General features: G+C 67.6%; 25 protein-coding genes and 1 tRNA gene. 15 read left to right on the top strand and 11 right to left on the bottom strand.

Translation table 11 applies throughout. The features are described 5' to 3' along the window. Positions 1 to 12 precede the first annotated feature (12 nt). Both ACFVMC_RS01595 and ACFVMC_RS01590 read right to left on the bottom strand, forming a co-directional pair. On the bottom strand, positions 13 to 1,665 hold the full coding sequence (locus tag ACFVMC_RS01595; RefSeq protein WP_379205870.1) for a hypothetical protein: 1,653 nt from the start codon (positions 1,663 to 1,665) through the stop codon (positions 13 to 15). A 48-nt stretch (positions 1,666 to 1,713) separates the two neighbouring features. Then, on the bottom strand, positions 1,714 to 2,034 hold the full coding sequence (locus ACFVMC_RS01590) for a hypothetical protein (protein ID WP_379205868.1): 321 nt from the start codon (positions 2,032 to 2,034) through the stop codon (positions 1,714 to 1,716). A gap of 233 nt (positions 2,035 to 2,267) precedes the next feature. Between ACFVMC_RS01590 and ACFVMC_RS01585 the strand changes: the two genes are divergently transcribed. Then, positions 2,268 to 3,194 carry a hypothetical protein gene (locus tag ACFVMC_RS01585; RefSeq protein WP_379205866.1) on the top strand — a complete coding sequence of 309 codons (927 nt, stop codon included), beginning with the start codon at positions 2,268 to 2,270 and terminating at the stop codon, positions 3,192 to 3,194. Between the two features lie 185 nt (positions 3,195 to 3,379). Next, on the top strand, positions 3,380 to 4,183 hold the full coding sequence (locus tag ACFVMC_RS01580; protein ID WP_379205864.1) for an SDR family NAD(P)-dependent oxidoreductase: 804 nt from the start codon (positions 3,380 to 3,382) through the stop codon (positions 4,181 to 4,183). Positions 4,184 to 4,219: 36 nt separating this feature from the next. Here the strand turns inward: ACFVMC_RS01580 and ACFVMC_RS01575 are convergent, their stop codons facing one another. Then, a complete protein-coding gene (locus ACFVMC_RS01575) occupies positions 4,220 to 4,528 on the bottom strand; it encodes a DUF6802 family protein (RefSeq protein ID WP_379205862.1) in 309 nt (102 codons plus the stop codon). A gap of 155 nt (positions 4,529 to 4,683) precedes the next feature. Continuing rightward, positions 4,684 to 4,875, bottom strand: coding sequence for a PspC domain-containing protein (locus ACFVMC_RS01570; RefSeq protein ID WP_379205861.1), 192 nt, complete (start codon positions 4,873 to 4,875; stop codon positions 4,684 to 4,686). Positions 4,876 to 5,038: 163 nt separating this feature from the next. Between ACFVMC_RS01570 and ACFVMC_RS01565 the strand changes: the two genes are divergently transcribed. Then, a complete protein-coding gene (locus ACFVMC_RS01565) occupies positions 5,039 to 6,682 on the top strand; it encodes an ABC-F family ATP-binding cassette domain-containing protein (protein WP_379205859.1) in 1,644 nt (547 codons plus the stop codon). A 32-nt stretch (positions 6,683 to 6,714) separates the two neighbouring features. Here the strand turns inward: ACFVMC_RS01565 and ACFVMC_RS01560 are convergent. Together ACFVMC_RS01560 and ACFVMC_RS01555 are read right to left on the bottom strand one after the other, a co-directional pair. Then, a tRNA-Met gene (locus tag ACFVMC_RS01560) sits at positions 6,715 to 6,792 on the bottom strand. Further along, positions 6,773 to 7,468 carry a hypothetical protein gene (locus tag ACFVMC_RS01555; protein WP_379205857.1) on the bottom strand — a complete coding sequence of 232 codons (696 nt, stop codon included), beginning with the start codon at positions 7,466 to 7,468 and terminating at the stop codon, positions 6,773 to 6,775. Before ACFVMC_RS01555 ends, ACFVMC_RS01560 begins: the two co-directional genes overlap by 20 nt. Before the next feature lie 603 nt (positions 7,469 to 8,071). On the opposite strand from ACFVMC_RS01555, the gene ACFVMC_RS01550 reads away from it, so the two are divergent. Further along, entirely contained in the window at positions 8,072 to 8,410 is a 339-nt protein-coding gene (locus ACFVMC_RS01550) for a hypothetical protein (protein WP_379205855.1), read from the top strand. Between the two features lie 3 nt (positions 8,411 to 8,413). On the opposite strand, the gene ACFVMC_RS01545 is transcribed toward ACFVMC_RS01550, so the two are convergent. After that, a complete protein-coding gene (locus ACFVMC_RS01545) occupies positions 8,414 to 9,271 on the bottom strand; it encodes a hypothetical protein (RefSeq protein WP_379205853.1) in 858 nt (285 codons plus the stop codon). 36 nt (positions 9,272 to 9,307) lie between these two features. Between ACFVMC_RS01545 and glmS the strand changes: the two genes are divergently transcribed. Next, a complete protein-coding gene (glmS, locus tag ACFVMC_RS01540) occupies positions 9,308 to 11,185 on the top strand; it encodes a glutamine--fructose-6-phosphate transaminase (isomerizing) (RefSeq protein WP_379205851.1) in 1,878 nt (625 codons plus the stop codon). Here the strand turns inward: glmS and ACFVMC_RS01535 are convergent, their stop codons facing one another. Both ACFVMC_RS01535 and ACFVMC_RS01530 read right to left on the bottom strand, forming a co-directional pair. Continuing rightward, the gene (locus tag ACFVMC_RS01535; RefSeq protein WP_379205849.1) at positions 11,186 to 11,593 is read right to left on the bottom strand and encodes a cupredoxin family copper-binding protein; all 408 of its coding nucleotides are present in this window, start codon (positions 11,591 to 11,593) and stop codon (positions 11,186 to 11,188) included. It abuts the gene before it with no gap. A 76-nt stretch (positions 11,594 to 11,669) separates the two neighbouring features. Further along, positions 11,670 to 11,912: a S1 RNA-binding domain-containing protein gene (locus ACFVMC_RS01530; protein WP_379205848.1), complete on the bottom strand. Its 243-nt coding sequence runs from the start codon at positions 11,910 to 11,912 to the stop codon at positions 11,670 to 11,672. A gap of 239 nt (positions 11,913 to 12,151) precedes the next feature. Here ACFVMC_RS01530 and ACFVMC_RS01525 point away from each other — a divergent pair, with 239 nt between their 5' ends. The 8 genes from ACFVMC_RS01525 (at position 12,152) to ACFVMC_RS01490 (ending at position 19,410) form a co-directional block, all read left to right on the top strand. Continuing rightward, positions 12,152 to 13,591 (top strand): NAD(P)H-hydrate dehydratase, encoded by a 1,440-nt coding sequence (locus tag ACFVMC_RS01525; RefSeq protein WP_379205846.1) that lies wholly within the window; start codon positions 12,152 to 12,154, stop codon positions 13,589 to 13,591. Between the two features lie 150 nt (positions 13,592 to 13,741). Then, a complete protein-coding gene (gene alr / locus ACFVMC_RS01520) occupies positions 13,742 to 14,881 on the top strand; it encodes an alanine racemase (protein WP_379205844.1) in 1,140 nt (379 codons plus the stop codon). A 74-nt stretch (positions 14,882 to 14,955) separates the two neighbouring features. Then, complete coding sequence (locus ACFVMC_RS01515; RefSeq protein ID WP_379205842.1) at positions 14,956 to 16,059, top strand: alpha/beta fold hydrolase; 1,104 nt, start codon at positions 14,956 to 14,958, stop codon at positions 16,057 to 16,059. A gap of 42 nt (positions 16,060 to 16,101) precedes the next feature. Further along, entirely contained in the window at positions 16,102 to 16,575 is a 474-nt protein-coding gene (gene tsaE / locus ACFVMC_RS01510; RefSeq protein WP_379205840.1) for a tRNA (adenosine(37)-N6)-threonylcarbamoyltransferase complex ATPase subunit type 1 TsaE, read from the top strand. Between the two features lie 101 nt (positions 16,576 to 16,676). Beyond that, entirely contained in the window at positions 16,677 to 17,381 is a 705-nt protein-coding gene (gene tsaB, locus ACFVMC_RS01505; RefSeq protein ID WP_379205839.1) for a tRNA (adenosine(37)-N6)-threonylcarbamoyltransferase complex dimerization subunit type 1 TsaB, read from the top strand. Between the two features lie 38 nt (positions 17,382 to 17,419). Continuing rightward, on the top strand, positions 17,420 to 17,893 hold the full coding sequence (gene rimI / locus ACFVMC_RS01500) for a ribosomal protein S18-alanine N-acetyltransferase (protein WP_379207756.1): 474 nt from the start codon (positions 17,420 to 17,422) through the stop codon (positions 17,891 to 17,893). Then, positions 17,890 to 18,933, top strand: a complete 1,044-nt coding sequence (gene tsaD, locus ACFVMC_RS01495) for a tRNA (adenosine(37)-N6)-threonylcarbamoyltransferase complex transferase subunit TsaD (protein WP_379205837.1) — start codon at positions 17,890 to 17,892, stop codon at positions 18,931 to 18,933. The genes rimI and tsaD overlap by 4 nt, the downstream gene beginning before the upstream one ends. 66 nt (positions 18,934 to 18,999) lie before the next feature. Then, the gene (locus ACFVMC_RS01490) at positions 19,000 to 19,410 is read left to right on the top strand and encodes a pyridoxamine 5'-phosphate oxidase family protein (protein WP_379205836.1); all 411 of its coding nucleotides are present in this window, start codon (positions 19,000 to 19,002) and stop codon (positions 19,408 to 19,410) included. Positions 19,411 to 19,413: 3 nt separating this feature from the next. Here ACFVMC_RS01490 and ACFVMC_RS01485 read toward each other — a convergent pair whose 3' ends face one another. Beyond that, positions 19,414 to 20,868, bottom strand: coding sequence for an Hsp70 family protein (locus ACFVMC_RS01485; RefSeq protein ID WP_379205835.1), 1,455 nt, complete (start codon positions 20,866 to 20,868; stop codon positions 19,414 to 19,416). 564 nt (positions 20,869 to 21,432) lie between these two features. Between ACFVMC_RS01485 and groES the strand changes: the two genes are divergently transcribed. Both groES and groL read left to right on the top strand, forming a co-directional pair. Further along, the gene (gene groES, locus ACFVMC_RS01480) at positions 21,433 to 21,732 is read left to right on the top strand and encodes a co-chaperone GroES (RefSeq protein ID WP_356973903.1); all 300 of its coding nucleotides are present in this window, start codon (positions 21,433 to 21,435) and stop codon (positions 21,730 to 21,732) included. A gap of 90 nt (positions 21,733 to 21,822) precedes the next feature. Further along, on the top strand, positions 21,823 to 23,433 hold the full coding sequence (gene groL, locus ACFVMC_RS01475; protein ID WP_379205834.1) for a chaperonin GroEL: 1,611 nt from the start codon (positions 21,823 to 21,825) through the stop codon (positions 23,431 to 23,433). A 214-nt stretch (positions 23,434 to 23,647) separates the two neighbouring features. Here groL and ACFVMC_RS01470 read toward each other — a convergent pair whose 3' ends face one another. Further along, complete coding sequence (locus ACFVMC_RS01470) at positions 23,648 to 23,890, bottom strand: hypothetical protein (protein ID WP_379205833.1); 243 nt, start codon at positions 23,888 to 23,890, stop codon at positions 23,648 to 23,650.

Raw genomic sequence — 23,890 nt, 5'->3', positions numbered from 1 at the left:
CGCCCTGACCGATCACAGCGGGCCCGCCTCGGACAACTCGGCACCGGTTTGGACCGGTGCAGGCTGCTGCTCGCCGGCGACCGGCGCGGTCTTCGGCGTGTGCTCGCCATCCTCGGTGGCCTTCTTCGTAGCAGCCGGTGGCACCGTCACATTGGGAGTGGGCGTAGCGGACGGCGGAGATCCAGTATTGGGGGTTCCCGTGTTCGGGGTGCCCGCGTTCGGAGTTCCGGTACTGGGAGTGCCCGGCTCGGATGTCTTCTCCTCGTCGGAAATGATCGGATTGCCGTTGGCGTCCAGCTTCACGCTGTATTCGTGCGTCTTGCCGTCCGGGCTGGTCTCGACCAGTTTCGGCTGACCGTCCGCGCCGACCTCGAGTTTGTACTGTTTTCCGTCGATAGTGAATTCGGCCGAGGTCCCCTTCTTCTCACCGTCGGTGTTGCCGTTCTTGACCTCTTCGGTCAAGTCTTCGATGGCTTCGGAGATTGTGCTGGTCAGCGTGGTCAAGCCGCTCGAGGCCAGGGTGGTCATCGCAGTCGCCGCCGACGACAATGCGGTAGTGAGGGCGGAAGCCAAGCCACTGAGAGCGGTGTTGACAAATGACGGGGTTCCCGAGACAGGTGTTCCAGATGTCGGGACACCAGCAGTTGGACTGGGCGTGGTCGGGCTGGGTGTTGTCGGACTCGGCGAGGTGGGGCTCGGTGACGCAGGGGATGGGCCCGGCGCGGACGGCGCGGGAGACGACGGGGTACCAGCGGGCTGGGGATAGGCGTCGCGGTCGAGTGGGTCCAGCGAGTTCTTCATCGTCGTGTAGTGCGACGCGATGAGTGTGTCTACATCCGTGCACATCTGGACATACTTCGACAGCTTGCCGGAAAAGTCCGATTTGAAAACCGTATCGAGCCACCGGTTGACCGCCGTCTGGGCTATCTCGGCATTATTGACTTTCCAGTCATAATTCCCGGCCTTGGCATTCGCCAGATCCTCCGAGTCGAGCTTGTTCATCTCCCCGTCTTTGTAAGTCTTGCGGACAGGGTCGTCCATCAACGACTTGGTTTCCGGGAAGTTGTCGTACACCCAGCAGATCTGGTCGTAGCTCAACCACTCTTTTGCGTTACGAATATCGATCATCTTCGCGACGGCATCGGCGTCTTTTCCGTCGATCTTCACCTCGAGGCCGCTGAAATTCTGCCCGGTCTTCCATTCGACCGCGACGCGTTCCACCCAGACTTCTTTGAGTAGAGCGAGAGTGAATTCTGCTTTGGTGTCGACGGCGGTCTTGGTGTCGTTGATGAAGGTTCCGATCGCATTGATCGCGGTCTGCAACTTCGTCACATCCGCTTCGGCGAGTCCGATCTGCTCCCAGATCATCTTCTGCGCGTTGGACGAAGCGTTGCCGCTCCACACGTTCGGCAGCCGCCCTACGACATTGCGCTGGCTGGTGATCTCCTGATCGGCGACTGTCTTAGCCTTCTTCAGGGCTTCCAGCGTCGTATTGAGCTTGACCAGGTTCATGCCCTGCTGTTCGTGGTACCGGTCGACCAGCTGCGCGACCGTGTACTGGCACTCGCCCGGCCACAGTTTCACGAAATGTGGATGAAACTGCCTCCAGTACTCCAGCCCCCGGTTCCCAGCTGTCAGGATGTCGTCAACATTTGCTTCGGCCATAGTCCCTACTCGGTCAATTCATCCGTGGCAGTTGATTTCCGAATTCCATCAGGACAGCTCGCTGACCTTCTTGGCATTGAGCGCGTCGGTATTCGAGTAAGCGATCGCGCTCTGACCGAGAGCGCTGCCGGTGGACTTCACCGCCGTGCTCCAATGCGCCAACCAGTAAGCCACCCGCTCCAGCGCGGCATTGGCTTCTTCCCCCTGCTTCTGATAGTTCTTCCCCGATTCACGTTGCCCGTTGTGGGTGCCGGTACCCCAGAGGTTGTTCTTGATGTTCGTGATCTCCGTGGCGACCGCTCCGCCCGAACGCTTCATCTCGTTCGACAGTGTCGTCAGATCGGCCGTACTGACATCTAACGTAGACATGGATCGTCCTCCATCCTGTCGTGCGTCCCACGCGCGCAGCCCATGATCGTCTCCCCTTTCTGGCTCCCGGCACCGACTCCATCGCGTTCGCCGAATGTGGCCCTACTACCTTCGACGTATGCGAGCTCGGATCGGTTCCATTCGAATCCGAGGTCACGCGCCGGCCGAGGTGTATGTTCCGGAAATCTACTGGGCCGGGGCGCAAGGTTCAATCGACTGGTTACGATCGCCCCGTGTCCGTGAAGTCTGCGCCGGGGGCGCGCAACCGCTTTCTCATCTGTTCGACGATGCTGGACCCGAGTCCTGGGTTCGGGTTCTGGCTGGACTTTCATCTGCGTCAGGCCGAGCTGATCATGATTTTCCTGGACGATCCGGACAAGCGGCCGCTGTTCGAGGAAGTGATCGGGGAGCGGCGGGTGCTGCTGCGCGTGGGGGCCGGGGACCGGCAGGACAATTCGCCGTCGGCGGTCATGCGGCGGATCATGGCCAATACCCAGGCCGCTGTAATGTATGCCACAGAGCACGGCGTGGACTGGGTCGCGGCGATCGACACCGATGAGCTGCTCTACGACGAGAGCGACGGGGCCTGGCGGCAGCAGGACCACCTCGGGCAGGTGAGCTTCGCAAACCACGAAGCGGTGCCGGTCGAGCAGGAACCCGAGAACTGTTTTGCCGAGTGCACGCTGTTCCGAGTGAACGGGCGAAGCGATTTCATGGCCTACGGCAACGGCAAGAGCGCGGTCCGCGCATCGGCCGGCGTGCGGGCCGGGATCCACGAATTCCACGACTACGAAGGTGAGCATCACTGGGCGGTCGGGCCCGTGATCCTGCACTATCCGAACTCGTCGTTCGACAGCTGGGTGGCGAAGTTCAGCAATCACGGCGAGTTCTCGAACTACTGGTGGGACAACCCGAGCCTGCCGATCCAGCTGCAATTCATGCTGCGCTCGCGAGACCTGGTGCACCGGGCAGCGGCGAGCGGGGACTGGACGGAAGCGCGAGCGTACTTCCAATCCTGGATTCCGGACGACGCGACCCGCGCACGCATGCTCGAGGCCGATGTACTGCGGATATACAGCCCGGTGACACAGTTGCTCGGGTCGGATCCGCAGCGATTGAAGGAAGCTCTGCTGGCATCGATGGCCGAGCGCTCCGAGTAGGCATTCGCAGGTTCCGATGATCCGCGCGGGAACGCGCGGATCATCGCAGCCTGCGGCCCGGGATTGCCCTTCGAAAGGGCACGGGATGCGGGGACCGTTGTGCCGAGTATAGCGGTGCTGGAGTCGAATCCGCAGCGCTCAGACCCTAAGATCGAACGGCTTGCACGATGGGGAGGAGATCGACAGTGGCGAACGGTGGACGGGTGCTGGGTGACCGTAAGGTCGCGCTGATCACCGGGGCGGGCGGGCTGCTCGGGAACGCGTTCTGTCAGGCGCTGTACACCGAGTACGACATCGTGGCCGTGCATCGCGGTCGGACGCCGGGGGTGCCGACGCAGTATGAATGGTTCATCGATCCGTTCGATCCGGAAGCCGAACTGCCGGAGAACAATTCACAGGTGTACCTGCTGAGGTCGGATCTGAACGAGCCGGGGGAAGTGGAACGGGTGGTCGATCTGGCGCTGGCCCGGTTCGGCACGGTGGATCTGCTGATCAACAATGCCGCGCACATGGCATTTCACGGGCAGGGACTGGTCGACGGCGACAACGCGCTCGACGACTTCGACAACCACTTCCACACCAATGTCGCTGTGCCGCTGCGGTTGGCGACGCGGCTGGCGCAGCGGTGCTGGATGCATGATCGCGAGACGAACCTGGCGCGCAATCGCAATATCGTCAACGTCTCGAGCATGTCGGGCTCGGAGATCTATGAGGGCGGGCAGGCGCTGTACAGCGCGTCGAAGGCGGCGCTCAATCATCTGAGCCGGCACCTGGCCGTGGAGTTCAAAGAATTCGGCGTGCGGGTGAATACCATTGCGCCCGGGGCATTTCCGGCGTCGGTGCCGGTCGAGAAGGTACTGCTGTCGATTCTGGAAGTAGACCGCGGCCGGATGACGGGTGGTGTCTACGCGATCGCGGGACCGCTGGAAACCGGAGAGCAGGCAACCAGCACGCCGGCTCCGCTGGCCACCACACCCATACCGAACTGAACGAACCTGGCCGGTGCGACCGGCCAGGTTCCGGAACTACTTGCCCAGCGAACCCTGATCGGTTCGCACCCACTCCTGGGTGCCGTCCGGGTGCTGATGGAATTCCCAGGCCGCGTAATCGCCGTCCTTCTCGACCACCTTGACGTGATCGGCGATCCCGTCGTGATCGAAATCGGACCAGACCTGCATCGACTCCTCACCGGTGGTGGTGATGGAATCGAGGTAGCCGTCGCCGTTGATGTCCTGGGTGGGATTGTCGAGCTCGACGGCGCCGAGCCCGTCGAGGGAGGTATGGGCATCGATTGTGGGTAGATCCAGACCGGAGAACTCACCCGGGACGACCATGGACTCCTCCTCGACGGACTGTGGATGCCGGTACCCGCGACGTGCGGGTCACTCCATCCTGTCATCCGCGAGCGTGCGGCGCAGCCCCTTATCCAGATCCGCACCGCACGACACAGCGCGCGATCTGCGTGGCTGTGCCGCCTCGGTGGGGAGTGTCACTTTTTCGGGATGACCAGCCACAGCACGATGTACAGCACGAACTGCGGGCCGGGCAGCAGACAGGACAGCACGAACAGCAGCCGCACGACAGCGGGACTCCAGCCGAAGTACTCGGCGAGACCGCCGCAGACTCCGGCGATCCACTTGTCGTGGGTGGAACGGGTGAGGCGGCGGGCGGGGGCGGTCATGGTGTTTCCTTTCGGTCGCTGTGACATCCACTGTCCTCCGGAGATAGCCGCCCGACATCGGTCCTCCGCCGGATCCGCACCCTGATTTCCGCGACCTGCGGGCTCAGGGTGGACCCTGAACCTCGATTACCGGACCGATCACCGCAACCGGCAGAATGCCCTGGTGAGTACCACTCTGCATGCGCGCGGACTGTCCGCCGGACACGGTGAGCGGACGCTGTTCGACGACCTCGATCTGACCCTCGCACCCGGCGATGTGATCGGCCTGGTCGGTGTGAACGGAGCGGGCAAGTCGACGCTGCTGCGCATGCTGGCGCAGCGCGACGCGCCGACCGGCAGCATCACATTGAGCCCGCCGGACGCGACGGTGGGGTATCTGGCGCAGGAACCGGAGCGGGTCGCCGGTGAGACCGTGCTCGAATTCCTGGGTCGCCGCACCGGAGTCACCGCGGCCCAGCAGCGCATGGACGCGGCGGCCGAGCGCCTGGCCGACGGCGGCGACGACGACTACACGCCCGCCCTGGAGCGCTGGCTGGCGCTGGGCGGCGCGGACCTCGAGCAGCGGGCCGAGGAGGTGGCGGCCGAACTCGGTCTCGCCGAATCCCTGGCCGGCGGACTCGATACGCCGATGACCGGCCTGTCGGGCGGGCAGGCGGCGCGAGCCGGTCTGGCCTCGGTGCTGTTGTCGCGCTTCGACATTCTGCTGCTGGACGAGCCTACGAACGACCTGGACCTGGACGGGCTGGCGCGGCTGGAGCAGTTCGTCACCGGGGTGCGGGTTCCGCTGATGGTGATCAGCCACGATCGGGAGTTCTTGGCGCGCACCGTGAATCGGATCGTGGAGCTGGATCTCGCACAGCGGCAGGTAGGGGTGTACGACGGCGGGTACGAGTCGTATCTGGCCGAGCGGGCGATCGCCCGGCAGCACGCGCGCGAGGCGTACGACGAATACGCCGACACCAAAGCGGGTTTGGAGGCCCGGGCGCAGATGCAGCGCAACTGGCTCGAACACGGTGTCCGGAATGTGCGCCGCAAGGCCAAGGGCGGGGACTCGGACAAGATGGGCCGCAAAGCCCGCGCGGAATCGACCGAGAAGCAGGCGGCCAAGGCACGGCAGACGCAGCGGCGAATCGAGCGGCTGGAGGTGGTGGAGGAGCCGCGCAAGGAATGGGAGCTGCGCATGGAGATCGCGGCGGCTCCGCGCTCCGGCGCGGTGGTGGCGACACTGTCGCGCGCCATGGTCACGCGTGGCGATTTCACGCTGGGACCTGTGACGACACAGGTGGATTGGGCCGACCGGATCGTATTGACCGGAGCGAACGGCTCGGGAAAGTCCACCCTGCTCGGCCTGCTGCTCGGAAAGATTCAGCCGGACAACGGAACTGCCACACTCGGGTCCGGTGTGGCGATCGGCGAGGTCGATCAGGCGCGTGGTCTGTTCAACGGGAATGGCGCGCTGGCGGCGACTTTCGGTGCCGAGATGCCCGACTGGCCCGATGCCGAGGTGCGCACGCTGCTGGCGAAATTCGGGCTGCGGGGACCGCATGTCACGCGGGCCTGCGCGACCCTGTCGCCCGGGGAGCGGACGCGCGCCGCCCTGGCGCTGCTGCAAGCGCGTGGCGTGAACCTGCTGGTGCTGGACGAGCCGACCAACCACCTCGACCTGCCCGCGATCGAACAGCTGGAGCAGGCGGTCGACACGTTCACCGGCACGATGATCCTGGTGACGCACGATCGCCGCATGTTGGATTCGGTGCGCGCCACCCGTCGCTGGCACATGGTGGACGGGCAGCTCACGCAGAGCTGAGCCGGATCGCCCTGCGGCGACCCGGCTCCCCTTGGTAGCGGGGACGGGATTCGAACCCGCATAACCCGGCTTATGAGACCGGTGGGCGACCTAGTTGCCTCCACCCCGCGTCGGTAATTCCATGGTAGGAACTCGAGATACCGCGTCGCAATCGAATATTCGCAGCTCCGCCGCCAACGGCGACCGGCTGCGGAAAGCCCGCATATCGATGCGCCGACGACACGTCTGCGCGGCTGCGCGTTCGATCAGCTCGATCGCCCGGCCCCAGCCCAGTCTGCGCTCGTGCCGCGCGGCTTCGACGTGCAGCGCGGACCGCGAAACCCCTTGTCGCAGCGCTGCTTGCACCGTCACCAGCACTACCGACGGGGCGGCTGTTCGCGCGACATCGAGGACCGTGCGGACGATGCCGGTGACCAGCACACCCTGCACCAGTTCGAGCTCCGCGCGATCGATCCGATCGTGATGCACCACCAGCCGTCTGGTTCGCGACGATCGCGGACCGAACACATGCGTGGCGGGCTCCTGCCCCGAAAACCCGTGCAGCTCAGCCGCAGTGCCATATCCAGCCGCCACCGACGGCAACCCCAGCGACAACCGCGCCGCCTCGACCCGCATCCGCGCCGTACACGGCGTGCCCGCCTCCCGATACACCCCGCGAAACACCCGTACCCACTCACCGCGATCCACGTGTACCCGCATCTCCCCACGCGTGTACTCGCACAGCACCTGCCACAAGGCGAACACACCGAACTGCTTGTCCCGCACATCATCCAGCCCTGGTCGCATGCCCCCCAGAGTGACCGACACCCGACTCATCTCGGTGTCGGCGGCCTGGGGAGACAGGAAATCTGTGGATAGCCGAATAGCTGTGGACAACTCGCCACCAGATGAGGCCCCCCAACCCGTGCTGGGATACCCGGGGCGAGATTCTGCTGGGCCCGACCCGTAGCCGTCGGATTGCTCTATTACGCAGCAGCTTTGGCATGTCGAGTCCGCGCGTTGGTCGTGTCCGATGCAACGCGCCGTGGTCGATTCGGAGCGGAGGATCGATGAGCGTTGGGTGTTCGGTATGCCGTCGGCGCCACATGAAGTGATCATCGACATGTTCACCGAGCAGCCAGCTCTGGTTGCATCGTTGCTGACCTCGCTCGGCTGCGAACTACCCGAATACGAGTCCGTCGTACCGCAGCATGGACGGGCGTGTGTGCTCGCCCCGACCGCGCACCACACCGCCGCGGTATTGACCTTCTGTAATGACTCAGTAGCGACATCGCGCGCGAGTACATCGCCCACGCTACCGGCATAGCCGAAAACGGAGTGGGGTCGACCCTTGATTGTCCGCGCCGGCTTACGACTTCGCTCGAGAGCGACCCCGACCGAAAGGTAGACATGACCGAGATCTCTGGTGGCAACCACCCTCTGGATGCCCTCATCAACGAGTACGACGGTGGGTTCGTTTGCTACTTCCGGGACCAGTACATCGCGGAGGGTGATGTGCCCAGCCGGGCGCTGATTCGTGCGATGGGCCGAGTGAAGGAAATAGCGCTGGGCTTGGCCGAGGCTACTTCGATTGTCCTCGACGCCCGGGGATTCACGGTGACCGACGAGATTCGGGACCGGATCACGGGTTGCAAGGATTTGGATCAATTGGAGAGGTGGCTGCGCTCAGCGCTCGACGTCGGTCGAATTGACGAACTGTTCGCCGATTCCGCACTGATCAAGCGATAATCCCTACCTCCGCAGCAACCCCACCACCGTCCCGATCCCTACCTTCGGCTTCTCCTCTTCCTGCGGTGCGTTCGGGTCGATGACCTGGGTGTGCGGGATGACGGCTTCCGGGTCGGCGAAGGGCTGGTATTTCTTGTCGCCGGTGAGCTGGTGCAGGAGGTAGCCGGTCAGGAGGGCGCGGACGGTGCGGGCGGTTTTGTGCTCGTATTTGCCGACGCCGAGGGCGGCGAGGGCGCGGCGGCCTTCGACAATGCCGTTGTTGGAGGCGCCGTCGAGGGCGCGGAGGATGGCTGGGCCTGCCCAGGCGGCGGTGAGGGGGATGGCGTTGCAGTTGACGCTGTCGATATCGGCGGCGCCGGACAGGACCAGAGCGGAGATGGTCAGCGCGGAGGCCGCGGTTTCCGAGGCTGGCGCGGTGGGTGCGGGGGCGAGCGCGCACAGGGTGGTGACCGGGCGCTGGGCGGCGGCGATCACGGCGGCCCCGGCGCCCATGCCGTGCCCGGCCAGGGCCAGCCGTTCGGGATGCACGCGCACGGTGCCGTCGCCGAGACGGACACCGGTGCAGATGTCGAGGGTGGTGAGCAGATCGGTGGCCAGACCCAGATGGGACGGGATCGGTCCGCGCTCGGTGTCGGGCGCGGCGACCACCAGGCCCCAGGAGGCCAGATGCTCCAGCGTGCCGCGATAGTGCGACACACCGGTCAGCCAACCGTGCCCGAACGCGACACACGGTAGATCCCGACCGGACTCGGGCGTGAACACCACCCCGGGTTGACCTGCGATGGCCAGGTTTCCGCGCAACACGCGGTGCGGTCCCCGGCTGGTCAGGGTGCTCAGTAGCGATTTCACAGACGCCGACACGGCATGAACGTTATCCGATAAGTACTCTGGTGAGCCATGTGCGGAATCGTTGGCTACGTCGGGTACCGGGACGCGCTCGGTGTTGTCGTTGACGCGTTGCGCCGCATGGAATATCGCGGCTACGACTCCGCGGGGGTGGCGATCCTCGACGGCGCGGGCGCGCTGGCGGTGGAACGCAAGGCGGGCCTGCTCGCGAATCTGGAGGCTGAGCTGGCCGAAGTCGGCGCCGACGCGTTCGTCGGGACGACCGGCATGGGGCACACCCGGTGGGCCACCCACGGCGCGCCGACCGATCGCAACGCGCACCCGCATCGCGACGCCACCGGCAAGATCGCGGTCGTGCACAACGGCATCATCGAGAACTTCGCGCCGCTGCGCAAAGAGCTGGAAGAGGCCGGTGTCGAGCTGCACAGCGACACCGACACCGAGGTCACGGTGCATCTGGTGGCCCGGGCCTACGCCGAGGGACCGACCGCGGGCGATTTCGAGGCGAGCGCGCTGTCGGTGCTACAGCGGCTGGAGGGCGCGTTCACGCTGGTGTTCACGCACGCCGACCACCCGGACCGGATCATCGCCGCCCGCCGCAACACGCCGCTGGTCGTCGGTGTCGGCAAGGGCGAGATGTTCATCGGCTCGGATGTGGTCGCGTTCATCGAGCACACCCGCGAGGCGGTCGAGCTCGGCCAGAACCAGGCCGTGGTGATCACCGCCGACGGCTACCAGGTCACCGATTTCGCGGGCAACCCCGAGGTGGAGACCCGCCCGTTCACGATCGACTGGGATCTGGCCGCCGCCGAGAAGGGCGGCCACGACTACTTCATGCTCAAGGAGATCGAGGAGCAGCCCGCCGCTGTCGCGGACACCCTGATCGGGCATTTCACCACCGATGAGCACGGCGGCCACATCGTCCTGGACGAACAGCGCCTGGCCGATCAGGAGCTGCGCGAATTCGACAAGGTCTTCGTCGTTGCCTGCGGCAGCTCATATCACGCGGGCCTGCTGGCCAAGTATGCGATCGAGCACTGGACCCGGCTGCCCGTCGAGGTGGAGCTGGCCAGCGAATTCCGCTATCGCGACCCGGTGCTTGACCGCTCCACGCTGGTGGTGGCGATCTCCCAGTCCGGCGAGACGGCCGACACACTGGAAGCGGTCCGCCACGCCAAGGAGCAGAAGGCTCGGGTCCTGGCCATCTGCAACACCAATGGCGCGCAGATCCCGCGCGAGTCGGACGCGGTGCTCTACACGCGGACCGGCCCGGAGATCGGAGTGGCCTCCACGAAGGCGTTCCTGGCCCAGGTCGCCGCCAATTACCTGGTCGGTCTGGCCCTGGCTCAGGCGCGTGGCACCAAATACCCCGACGAGGTGGCCCGCGAGTTCGCCGAACTCGAAGCGATGCCGAAGCTGGTCGCACGCGTGCTGGAGACGGCACCGCAGGTGCGTGCCATCGCCCGCGAGCTGGCACACGTGCCGACCGTGCTGTTCCTGGGCCGCCACGTCGGCTACCCGGTCGCCCTCGAAGGTGCGCTGAAGCTCAAGGAACTCGCCTACATGCACGCCGAGGGGTTCGCGGCGGGCGAGCTCAAGCACGGCCCGATCGCGCTGATCGAGGACGGCCTGCCGGTGATCGTCGTGATGCCGTCGCCGAAGGGGCGTGCGGTGCTGCACTCCAAGCTGCTCAGCAATATTCGTGAGATCCAGGCGCGCGGCGCCCGCACCATCGTCATCGCCGAGGAGGGCGACGACACGGTGCGCCCGTTCGCCGATCACCTGATCGAGATCCCGTCCGCGCCCACCCTGTTCCAGCCGCTGCTGTCGACGATTCCACTGCAGGTTTTCGCCGCCGAGATCGCCCAGGCGCGCGGCTACGACGTGGACAAGCCGCGCAATCTGGCGAAGTCGGTCACGGTCGAATAGTCAGTTCACGGTGACGCTGCCGCGCATCTCCGGATGCAGGGAGCACAGGTAGCGGTAGGTGCCGGCGGCGGTGAAGGTGTAGCTCCATTCGCCCTGATCGAAGATCGGGCTGTTGATGCCCATCGCCTTGTCGCCGATGCCCTGCACCGAATGCGGCACCTTGTCGTCGAACTTCCAGGTGACGGTGTCTCCGACCCGTACGGTGACGGTGTCGGGGGAGAACTTCATATCGTCGACGTCGATGGTCACCGTGCTGCGCGGGGCCGCGGTCGTGGTCACCGTCGCGGTGGTCTTGGTGGTGCTGGTCGCGGCGGGTTCGGTGTCGTCGGACCCGCATCCGGTCAGCAGTGTTGCTGCGATGGCGAAACCGGCGAGGACCCGCAAGGACTGCACGCGACTGAATGGCATGAGCCCGAAGCCTAGTCGGCGGTTACGCTGAGACGGTGTGCGGAGGCAGGTGGAGTCTGCCTCCGCACACGTGTCACTAGGCGGGGGCGAGGGCTACGCGTTGCCGGGTGGCATCGATATCGACGATGCGTACCGACAGCGTGCTACCGACCTCCGGGCCGTTCGACCAGTCCGGCCATTCGTTGCGGTGCAGCAGCCCGTGGATGCCGGGCGCCAGCTCGAGGAACGCGCCGAACGCGACGATCTGGACAACCGCGCCTTCGAGGACTCCGCCGACGCTGTGCGCCTGGACGAATTCCGGCCATTCGGGTTGGGACATGAGAATCATCTCCTTTCGGTCCCTGAAACCTGGTGGGGCAAGGGGATTGCGAAGGAGGCGGCGGGCCTCTGGCCCGCCCGGGTATCACCGAGCGGCCGGGATACCCGTCTGTGTGCGGCGCAAGGCCGACCCGGCAGTCACGCGGCCAACAGTAGGGCACCCGGCCGTGATTCGGCAATCCCCGTTGCCGCACCGGTAGGGTCGAACCAGGTCAGGGAGCCGAATCGGGAGGCGAACGGATGTCGCAGGCGCGGGGCTACTTCACGGCCGACGAGGTGCGCTCCGCGGAGGCGGAGTTGTTCACACGGGTGCCCGGCGGAGTTCCGATGCGGCGGGCGGCTTTCGGGCTGGCGAATGTGGTGGCGGGGGAATTGCGGGTGCGAACCGGTGGGGTGGCGGGCCGATCGGTCACCTTGCTGGTGGGGTCGGGAGACAACGGTGGTGACGCGCTCTGGGCCGGAGCGTTCCTGCGCCGCCGGGGCGTGGCGGTGTCGGCGGTGTTGTCGAATCCGGAGCGTGCGCATGCGAAAGGCCTTGCGGCGCTGCGCAAAGCCGGAGGACGCGTGGCGAAGGAGATTGGCGCGCCCGATCTCGTGATCGACGGCATAGTCGGCATCTCGGGTCGCGGCCCGCTGCGGCCACACGCCGCCGAACTCGTCGCGGGTATCGAGGCCCCGATCGTTGCGGCGGACCTGCCGAGCGGGGTGGATCCGGATACTGGCGCGATCGATGGCCCGGCCGTGCGTGCCGAGGTGACGGTCGCGTTCGGCGCGTACAAACCGGTGCACGCGCTCGCCGCGCCCTGGTGCGGTCGAATCGAGCTGGTGCCCATCGGATTACGGCTTCCCGAGCCGGGCTTGGCGGCGCTGGAACCCGCCGCGATCGGCGCCCGCTGGCCGGTCCCGCGCGCCACCGACGATAAGTACACGCAAGGAGTGACCGGCGTCTGCGCGGGCAGCGCGACCTATCCCGGGGCCGCGGTCCTGTGCACCGGTGCGGCGGTCGCGGCGACCTCCGGCATGGTGCGCTATGCGGGCACCGGTGCGGCCGACGTGCTCGCTCGCTTCCCGGAAGTTGTTGCCAGCGATGATATTTCGTCGACGGGTCGGGTCCAGGCCTGGGTGTACGGCCCTGGCGTGGGCATCGATTCCGACGCACACAAGCGTCTCGCCGAGATTCTCGCCACCGATCTGCCCGTGGTGGTCGACGCCGACGGGCTCACCCTGCTGGCCGCGGATCCGGGCCTGGTGCGTGGCCGCTCCGCCCCGACCATTCTCACGCCGCACGCGGGGGAATTCGCGCGTCTGACCGGTCGCGAAATCGGTTCCGATCGGGTCGGTGCGGTTCGTGATCTCGCCGAGTCCTGGTGCCTGACAGTCCTGTTGAAGGGCCGCGCCACCGTGATCGCCGCACCCGGATGTCCCGTGCTGGTCAATGAGGCCGGAGGCTCCTGGGCCGCCACAGCCGGTTCCGGCGATGTGCTCTCCGGCATCATCGGCGCACTGCTCGCCGCCGGACTGGAACCGCGGTGGGCAGCAGCCGCTGCCGCGCGCGCCCATGCCCTCGCGGCGAATCTCGCCGCGCAGGAAGCGAATCCAGCGTCCGCGCCGATCTCCGCGTCGCCGCTGCTGGCACATTTGCGCCCCGCCATCGCAACGCTGCGCGCATTGGGCGCATAGTTCCGAACTCGCCGGCTGCCGAAACCGGCCCCCGCGGGGTGCAGCGCGCCAGCCGCTCCTCCGGCGTCATCGATCACCGGCATACCGACCTGCTCGAGGATCGGCAAATCGGGCTGCGGCCCGATGACCTGCATGGGCGTCCGGGAGCGGATGGCAGGATCAGGTCTTGTGAATGCGCAAGTGGAGACGGTCGTCGACCTGGATGCCATTGCCCACAACATGCGGATCCTGCGGGCACACGCGGGGGACGCGGCGGTGATGGCGGTCGTGAAGGCGGACGGCTACAACCACGGTGCGGTCGAGGTGGGCCGTGCCGCGCTGGCTGCCGGGGCAGCCGGGCTCGGCGTCACCACGGTCGGTGAAGGGCTGGCGCTGCGGCGGGCCGGGATCACCGCTCCGATCCTGTGCTGGCTCAATAATTCCGACGCCGATTTCGCCGCGGCGGTCGCGGCCGATATCGAGATCGGCGTGTCCTCGCTGAGCCATCTGCGGGCGGTCGAGCGCGCGGCCCGCACCGCCGGTGGCCCGGCGACGGTCTCGCTGAAGGTGGACACCGGTCTGAACCGCAATGGCATCGCGCCCACCGAATACCCCGTGGTTCTGGCGGCGCTGGAGCCGCTCGTCCGGGCGGGGACGCTGCGCCTGCGCGCGATCTTCTCCCACCTCGCGCACGCCGACGAGCCCGAGCACCCGTTCCTCGACGTGCAGCGCGACCGCTTCCTCACCGCGATCGCCACCGCGAAAACGCACGGCCTGGAACCGGAGCTGGTGCATCTGGCCAATTCCGCCGCCACGCTGACCCGGCCCGATCTGGTCTTCGACATGGTGCGCCCGGGTATCGCCATGTACGGGCTCAGCCCCGTCGCCGACGATTTCGGCCTGCGCCCCGCCATGACCCTGCAAGCCCAGGTCGCGCTGGTCAAGCGGGTCGCGGCGGGCGAGGGCGTTTCCTACGGCCACCAGTGGACCGCCCCGCGTGACACCACGGTCGCGCTGATCCCCGCGGGGTACGCCGACGGCGTGTTCCGGCCGCTGAGCAACCGTTTCGAGGTCTGGCTGGGCGGCGCCCGCCGTCGCAATATCGGGCGCGTCTGCATGGATCAGTTCGTGGTCGATCTCGGCGACAACGCCGCCGGGGTGACCGAGGGCGACACCGCCGTCCTCTTCGGGCCCGAGGGTCCGCATCCCCAGGAATGGGCCGACCTGCTCGACACCATTCACTACGAGGTCGTCTGCGCGCCGAAGGGGCGAGTCGTACGTCGACACACGGGGACCGCGCCGCGGCTGTGACCCCCGACATTGTCCGGTCACACCGCGTGTGTTCGACTCGGAGCGATAGTCAGGCTGGGTCTGAGAGGTTGTCGATGGGATCGCGACGCGCGAATCGCAGCAGGGTCATGCGGGGCGGGATGGCCACGGCGGGTGTCGTCGGCGCCCTGGCCGGGGCACACGTGCTGCGGCGGATCGGCGCGCGCGTGCTGTGGCCCGCCCGCCGCGACGAGTACCGCGACGAGGATTTCGCCCTGTTCGATCGGGACCCCGCGGGCACCGTGCGCACCGACGACGGCGTGGCGCTGGCCACCCGCACCTGCGGCGCGGCCGATGCCCCGGTCACCGTGATCTTCGTGCACGGGTTCTGCAACAGCCTGGAGTCCTTCCACTTTCAGCGCCGCGATCTCGAAAAGCGCTGGGGCGCAAGCGCGCGCCTGGTGTTCTTCGATCTGCGCGGCCACGGTGACTCCGGGGCGCCGAGCACCGAGAGCTGTACCGTCGCTCAGCTCGGCCGCGATCTGGCCGCCGTCATCGCGGCCACCACCCCGGCGGGACCCGTTGTGCTGGTGGGGCATTCGCTGGGCGGCATGGCCGTGCTGGCCGCGGCCGCGCAATTCCCGGCCCTGTTTGCCGAGCGGGTGATCGGTGTCGGCCTGCTCTCGACCGCCGCCGCCGAGGTCACCGTCGCGGGTCTGACCCAATTGCTGCGCAACCCCGCCATCGATGGCTTCCGGCTGGCCGTGCACACCGCACCGGCGCTGGTGCAGGCCGGGCGCGCCACCGTCCGCCACGTGATCAGCCCGATCCTGCACGTGAGCTCCTATCACGGCCAGGTCAGCCCCACCCTGTCGCGTTTCACCACGATGATGATCGACCGCACGCCGATCGAGACCATCGTCAAATTCCTGAAGGCCTTCGAACTGCACGACGAGTCGGCCGCGCTCCCGGCGCTGGCCGGTATTCCGGTCCTGATCATCAGCGGCCTGCATGATCTGGTCATCCCGTTCCGCAATTCCCGTGCCCTGCACCGCGATCTCCCCGGCAGCGAACTGATCCTGCTCCGTGATGCCGCTCACATGCCGCACCTGCAATTCCCGGACGTGGTCAACGAGGCGCTGAACCATCTCCTGGTCCGCGCCGGCGCGCTGGATTCGCCGCGCGCGGCCGCGGCGGAATCCGTGCGGAACTCCGGCTAGTAGGCTCCGGTCGACACGGGAACGAACACGGAGCGGAGGTCGATGGTGACGCAGCAGCGCGCGCTGTCGACGGTTGCCGACACCGAGGCATTCGGGCGGGAGCTGGCGCGGGACCTGAAGGCCGGTGACCTGGTCGTCCTCGACGGACCGCTCGGTGCCGGAAAGACCGCGCTGACCCGGGGGATCGCCGCGGGGCTCGGGGTACTGGGCCGGGTCAGCTCGCCGACCTTCATCATCGCCAGGCAGCACCGGGCCGGGGAACGCGGTATCGCCCTGGTGCATGTGGACGCCTACCGGCTCGGCGGTGACCTCGACGATCTGGACGCACTGGATCTCGATACCGACCTGAATCACGCGGTCGTCGTGGTGGAGTGGGGTCTCGGGGTGGTCGAGCACCTGGCCGACCGGCATCTGCTGGTCCGGCTGGCCCGCGAACCCGAGTCCGACGTGCGTACGGCCGTCTGGGAATGGATCGGTCCGGGGCGTGGCCCGCGACACCCTGTGCGCCCGGAGTGACCTGCGTCAATGACGGAGCGCCGGGCCGATATCGGCTCGACTGAGCCGAGCAGGTAGCACCGCACCGCGGCGAGGTACCACCCGGTATCGTTGGGGCAATCATGCTTGTACTAGCTGTCGACACCGCGACCCCGGCCGTTACGGCGGGACTGGTGGAACTCGAGCAGGACGCCACCGGCGCGGTGCGGCTGCGCACCGTCGCCTCGCGGGTCCGGGTGGACGCTCGCGCGCACGCGGAAGTGCTGACCCCGCAGATTCTCGAATGTCTCACCGAGGCAGGTCGTTCCAGGGCCGAGCTGGCCGCGGTCGTCGCCGGTGTCGGGCCCGGTCCGTTCACCGGCCTGCGGGTCGGCATGGCCACCGCCGCCGCCTTCGGTGACGCGCTCGGCATCCCCGTCCACGGCGTGAGCAGCCTGGACGCCATCGCCGCCGACGCCGCACCCGACCTCAACCCGGGGCGCGAGTTGCTCGTCGTGACCGACGCGCGCCGGCGCGAGGTGTATTGGGCGCGATACCGCGACGGTGTCCGGGTGGCCGGGCCGGGCGTGATCAAGCCGGGCGAGCTGGACACCGCCGAGGCCACGGCCATCGCCGGATCGGCCTCGCACGTCGACTTTTTCGACCTGGCCGTGCTGCCGGTGGAGACGCCCTCGGCGGCCGGTCTGGTCGCCGTGGCCGCCGCGGCCGTGCTCGCCCGGGTCGAACCCGAACCGCTGGTGCCGCTGTATCTGCGCCGGCCCGACGCGGTCGAGAACTCCTTCCGCACCCTGCCCCGGCCGGAGGTCCAAGGGAGCATGAGCCGGTGAACCCAGGCACCCGTCCCGGGCCGGTCCGAATCGAAGCGATGACCGTCGAGGACATCGATCGCTGCGTGGAACTCGAACAGCTGCTGTTCCCGGAGGACGATCCGTGGCCCGCCGTCGCGTTCCGTTCGGAGCTGGCGGCCACGCACAACCGCTACATCACCGCCCGCGACGAGCGGAACCGCATGGTCGGTTACGCCGGTATCGCGCTGCTCGGCGATGCCGAACACCCCGAGGCCGAGGTGCACACCATCGGCGTGGACCCGGTGTGTCATCGCGGTGGTGTCGGCACCCTGCTGCTGGAGGCGCTGCTCGCCGAGGCGGGCAAGCGCGGCGGCCCGGTGTTCCTCGAGGTGCGCACCGACAACGAACCCGCCATCGCCATGTACGCCAAGCACGGGTTCCACATCATCGGCCTGCGCAAGAACTACTACCATCCCAGCGGCGCCGACGCGTACACCATGCGCCGTCCCGAACTCTCGGCGCTGCCGCTACCGGACGAGGTGCTGTCGTGATCGTGATGGGCATCGAAAGCTCCTGTGACGAGACCGGAGTCGGCATCGTCCGGCGGCACGACGACGGCACCTGCGAGCTGCTCGCCGATGAGGTCGCCTCCAGCGTCGACCAGCACGCCCGCTTCGGCGGCGTGGTCCCGGAGATCGCCTCGCGCGCGCACCTGGAGGCCATCGTTCCCGCCATGCGCCGGGCGCTGGCCGCGGCGGGCATCACCAAGCCGGACGCGCTCGCCGTCACCATCGGCCCGGGCCTGGCCGGTGCGCTGCTGGTCGGGGTCGCGGCCGCGAAAGCGTATGCGGCGGCTTGGGATATCCCCTTCTACGCGCTGAACCATCTCGGCGGGCACGTGGCGGTGGACACGCTCGAGCACGGTCCGATGCCGCCGTGTGTGGCGCTGCTGGTGTCCGGTGGGCACACCCATCTGCTGCACGTCGAGGATCTGGCCGAGCCGATCCGGGAGCTCGGCAGCACCGTCGACGACGCGGCGGGGGAGGCGTTCGACAAGGTCGCGCGCCTGCTCGGCCTCGGCTATCCGGGCGGTCCCGCGCTCGATGCGGCGGCACAGTCCGGCGATCCGAAGGCCATCGCGTTCCCGCGCGGCATGACCGGGCCGCGCGACCCGCGCTACGACTTCTCCTTCTCCGGGCTCAAGACCGCGGTCGCCCGGCATGTCGAAGCGGCTCAGCGTCAAGGCATCACGCCGGAGCGGTTGCCGATCCCCGACATCGCGGCCTCGTTCCAGGAGTCGGTCGCCGACGTGCTCACCATGAAGGCGGTGCGCGCGGCTCAGGACGTCGGCGTCGACACGCTGGTGCTCGGCGGCGGCGCCACCGCGAATTCCCGGATCCGCTCGCTGGCGGAGGAGCGCTGTGCCGCGGCGGGGCTGACGCTGCGGGTGCCCAAGCCGCGACTGTGCACCGACAACGGGGTGATGATCGCGGCGCTCGGCGCCCACGTCATCGCGGGCGGTGCGCCGCCCTCGCCACTGACGGTGGCCACCGATCCGGGCCTGCCGGTATCGGTCAGCCGCGTGGGCTGATTCGCACGCCGATTCGAGCTAGAATCGAACATGAGTTCGAATATTCGAGTCGGGAGGTGCGGAAGTATGCGACCGCTCCGCCAGGCCGAGATCGCAGGATTGCTGGCCGACGACGCCGTCGCTCACCTGGCCACCCTCGATCCGGCGGGCTACCCGCACATCACCCCGATCTGGTTCCTGTGGGACGGTTCGGCGTTCCGGCTGACCAGTCGCCCGGGCCGCCCGCACGTGCGCCGGATTCACGCGAACCCGCGCGTCGGCCTGGTCGTCGATCGCGAACTCGACCGCCGCGGTGGCCGACGCCCCAACCGGCAGATCCGGATCCTGGGCGACGCCGAACTCGCGACCGACCACAACGGTCAGTGGACCGCGCGGATCCGCGAGAAATACCTCCGCGTCGACGCTGATCCGCCGCCGGTCGACCGCACCTTGATCACCATCAGCCCCACCGTCTTCCTGGCGCTGGCCGGATCGTGAAGCTCAACGGCCGTTGGACGAGCCGGAATTGTTGTGCGGCAGCGGGATCGGGATCCTGGTGTGTGCCGGGCCCGTGGTCGGGGGCGGGGGTGTGCTGTTTCCGGGTGCCGGGGTAGGCGTCGGCTGGGTGCCCAGCAGTGGACCGAGGAGTTCCGGGAAGGGGATCGGCGGCAGATTGGGATCGGGGCGGAGCGTGGGCTGCGGTGTGGTGGACTGCGGCGAACTCGGAACGGTGGTGGAACCGGTGCCGGAGGGTGGGGTGCTGCGGTCCTGGGTGACCGGCGGGATATTGCCGGTGCGCGGGACGCCGGTGCTGGGCGGTGTCGTCGGCGGGCTGGTCAGCTGTGAGCTGTTGGTGGTGCCGGCGGGGGAGACCTCGTCGTCGGAGGTCGGCGCGAGGGTCTTGACGCCGTAGCCGACGACCAAGCCGACCACGACGATCGCGCCCGCCAGCGTGCCGACCACCTTGGTGAACGTGCCGACCGGCGCGTCGTTGCCCAGCGCGGGCAGGATCGACGGCTGCGCCGCGTCCGCGACCAGTGCGGCGCCCTTGGCGATGACCGCCTCGGGATCGTCGACGCTGAGCACCGGCACCGCGAACTCGTCGGCCAGCACCGCCAGCACGCACGGAATGTTCGCGCCGCCGCCGATGACGGCGATCGCCTGCGGATGCCGTGGTGCTCTGGCGAACACCGAGCCGGTGAACTCGGCCAGATCGTCGAGCAGGTCGGCGATCAGTTCCTCGAAGTCGGCTCTGGTCAGCTTGAGCGGGCGACCGGCGACATGGTCGATGGTGACCGCGGGCGTGACCGAGAGGTGTTCCTTGGCCGCGCGGCCGCGGTTGGTGAGCATGCCGCGGTTGGGACGAGTGCCGCGGCGGGCGTAGTGCAGGTCGACCAGGTGGTGGTAGATGAGTTCGTCGATGGCGTTGCCACTGATCGTGGTGGTGCGCTCGGTGCGCAGCACGGCGCCGTCGGCCTGATCGGCGACGGTGACGCTGAGACCGGTGGCTCCGAGATCGATGATGGCGACGGTCTCGTAGCGGTCCAGCAGGCCGGTGTGCCGCAGGAAGGTCAGCGCCGCGGTGCTTTCCGGGACCAGCCGCAGATCGCGCTGCTTGCCGGTGGCCGAGCGGATCACCTGGGCCTGCTCTTTGCTGCGGTAGGCGACGGCGACATTGGTCGGGCGGGACACCGCGGCGCTCGGGGCGGGCCTGCTGCTGAAGCCGACCCCGACCGGTGTTGTGGGCCAGGCGATGTCGAAGGACACGTGCTGCGCGGAGGGGAGCTGAGTGGTCATCAGCTCGATCGAGGAGGCGACCAGATCGCCGAGGTCGGAATGGGCCGCGTCGGCGGAAACGACACGGTAGTCGAAGCTTTGGGCGCCGTTGGGCGCGGTGGCGACAAGCGCCGAGCAGACAACCTCGTTCCCGGCGGAAATGCCAAGAGACGTTCGCATGTGTTCACCTCCCTTCGAGCGGATGGTCCCCGACCATCTCGAATGGCTGCCGGACCGTCGCGTGGCGCGCTGCTCCGGGCTCGTGATCCGGTCGGCCCTCGATCCGGGTGCGGTGGGGGTGACGGCCTTGGCTCACGTGTGGACTTGCCCTCTGGTGAAGCTGGTTGACGCTGTGAAGATGGTGGTAACGCTGGGCTGCTCGGTAACGCGAAAGGTGCTCGGGCGACGCCGGTTCGAGACGAAGCTGGCTGCCGGACAAGCGACCGTCGTCCATACTGTCACAATCCGTTATCCGAACGTTACAGTTTTCCCGAACTAATGGAAAGCCCTCAGATTCCCCATGTCATATTGCCGATTTGCGACGTTGGCACTCCCCCGCCCTTGAGCGCTGGCACTCTGCTGTATAGAGTGCTAGTCGGCACTGATGCCGTGCCACCGCGGACATCTGAGCAGGGTTCCGGCACCCGCGACGACGGGGCTGTGCGCAGGGTCGGCACCATGACCGAACCGATGCGCCTGGACAACAGTCCGGCGCATAAATCCCCTGAAAGTGGAGGGCTCAACGTGGCGAGCGTGAACATCAAGCCGCTCGAGGACAAGATCCTCGTCCAGGCCAACGAGGCCGAGACGACGACGGCCTCCGGCCTGGTCATCCCCGACACGGCGAAGGAGAAGCCGCAGGAGGGCACCGTCATCGCCGTGGGCGAGGGACGCGTCTCCGAGAAGGGCGACCGCATCCCGGTCGACGTCAAGGAGGGTGACACCGTTATCTACAGCAAGTACGGCGGCACCGAGATCAAGTACCAGGGTGCGGAGTACCTCATCCTGTCGGCGCGCGACGTGCTGGCCGTCGTCACCAAGTGACCCAGTAAACGTGTGCTGCCCCGGTTTCCGCTGCGCGGGGCCGGGGCAGCACACGTTTCCGGCGCTCCTGAACCCAGAGGAATAAGACTTATGGCAAAGCAGATCGAGTTCGACGAGAAGGCTCGCCGGGCTCTGGAACGCGGTGTCGACAAGCTCGCCGACGCCGTCAAGGTCACCCTCGGCCCGCGCGGTCGCCACGTGGTGCTCGCGAAGGCCTTCGGCGGCCCGACCGTCACCAACGACGGCGTCACCATCGCGCGTGAGATCGAGCTCGAGGACCCCTTCGAGAACATGGGCGCGCAGCTGGTCAAGAGCGTCGCGACCAAGACCAACGATGTCGCGGGCGACGGCACCACCACCGCCACCGTGCTGGCCCAGGCGCTGGTGCGCGGCGGCCTGAAGAACATCGCCGCCGGCGCCAACCCGATCACGGTCGGCAAGGGCATCGCCCTGGCCGCCGACGCGGTCTCGGCCGCGCTGCTGGAGCTGGCCACCCCGGTCTCCGGTGAGCAGGCCATCGCCCAGGTCGCCACCGTCTCCTCGCGCGACGAGGAGATCGGCGAAATGGTCGGCAAGGCGCTCACCACCGTCGGCAAGGACGGCGTGGTCACCGTCGAGGAGTCCTCGACGCTGCAGACCGAGCTCGTCGTCACCGAGGGCGTGCAGTTCGACAAGGGCTACCTCTCGCCCTACTTCGTCACCGACGCCGACACCCAGCAGGCTGTCCTGGAGGACGCCTACATCCTGCTGAACCGCGAGAAGATCAGCTCCCTGCCGGACCTGCTGCCGCTGCTGGAGAAGATCGCCGAGGGCGGCAAGGCCGTGCTGATCATCGCCGAGGACGTCGAGGGCGAAGCCCTGTCCACGCTGGTGGTCAACGCGATCCGCAAGACGATCAAGGCCGTCGCGGTGAAGGCGCCGTTCTTCGGTGACCGGCGCAAGGCGTTCCTGGATGACCTGGCCGTGGTCACCGCGGGCACCGTGGTGAACCCGGATCTGGGCATCCAGCTGCGTGAGGCCGGGCTCGAGGTGCTGGGCAAGGCACGGCGCGTCGTGGTCACCAAGGACGACACCACCATCATCGATGGCGCCGGCACCGCCGAGGACATCGCGGCCCGCGGTGCGCAGCTGCGTCGCGAGATCGAGGCGACCGATTCCGACTGGGATCGGGAGAAGCTGGAGGAGCGCCTGGCCAAGCTGGCCGGCGGCGTCGCGGTGATCAAGGTCGGCGCGGCCACCGAGACCGCGCTCAAGGAGCGCAAGTACCGGGTCGAGGACGCGGTCAGCGCGGCCAAGGCCGCGGTCGAGGAGGGCATCGTGCCCGGTGGCGGCACCGCGCTGGTGCACGCGGCCGCCAAGCTGGTCGAGCTGCGCGAGTCGCTGTCCGGCGACGAGGCGGTCGGTGTCGAGGTGGTCCGCAAGGCCCTGGAGGCACCGCTGTTCTGGATCGCGACCAACGCGGGCCTGGACGGCGCGGTCGTGGTCAGCAAGGTCGGCGAGGGCAAGGAAGGCTTCAACGCCGCCACCCTCACCTACGGTGACCTGCTCACCGACGGTGTCGTCGACCCGGTCAAGGTGACTCGCTCCGCCGTCGTGAACGCGGCGTCGGTGGCGCGAATGGTGCTCACCACCGAGAGCGCCGTCGTGGACAAGCCCGCCGAAGAGGCGGACGACCACGGCCACCACGGTCATTCCCACTAGACCGAACGCAGCGAAGGCCCCTTGGACCAAGTGTCCAGGGGGCTTTCCCGCCTCTCCGCGACTTCAGGCCAGACTTGGGAGCGTGCCCGAGTCGTGTCGGCGGCTGGCGGTGAATTGAATGGCAGGGTTGGCCCGTACCCGGCGAGTTACCCATGTTCCCGCGAAATCAGTTATCGCGTAAGGACAATCCGCGCTGCTGGACGCGGGGCGTTGATTACAGGCTCGGTCTGGAGTTGACGCCCGCGAGGATGCGGTCGCGCAGGGAGGCGGGCGGCGCCGTTGCCGTCACCTCGGCCAGCGCCGCCAAGACGTCGCTGGTGTCCTGCACTTCGGCGACGAACGCGGCGCGTAGCGCGGGGTCTTCGCTGTCGAGCAGCTCTTGTACGGAATTGTGGTCTTCGTCGTCGATCGATCCGAGCGCGACGGCGTGCGCGAGATCGATCTGGCCTTCGTTCAT

Source organism: Nocardia sp. NPDC127579 (assembly GCF_042672005.1).
Classification (GTDB): Bacteria; Actinomycetota; Actinomycetes; order Mycobacteriales; family Mycobacteriaceae; genus Nocardia.
Note: the sequence above shows the minus strand (reverse complement) of the source record. Positions and strands in the feature narration are given on the sequence as shown.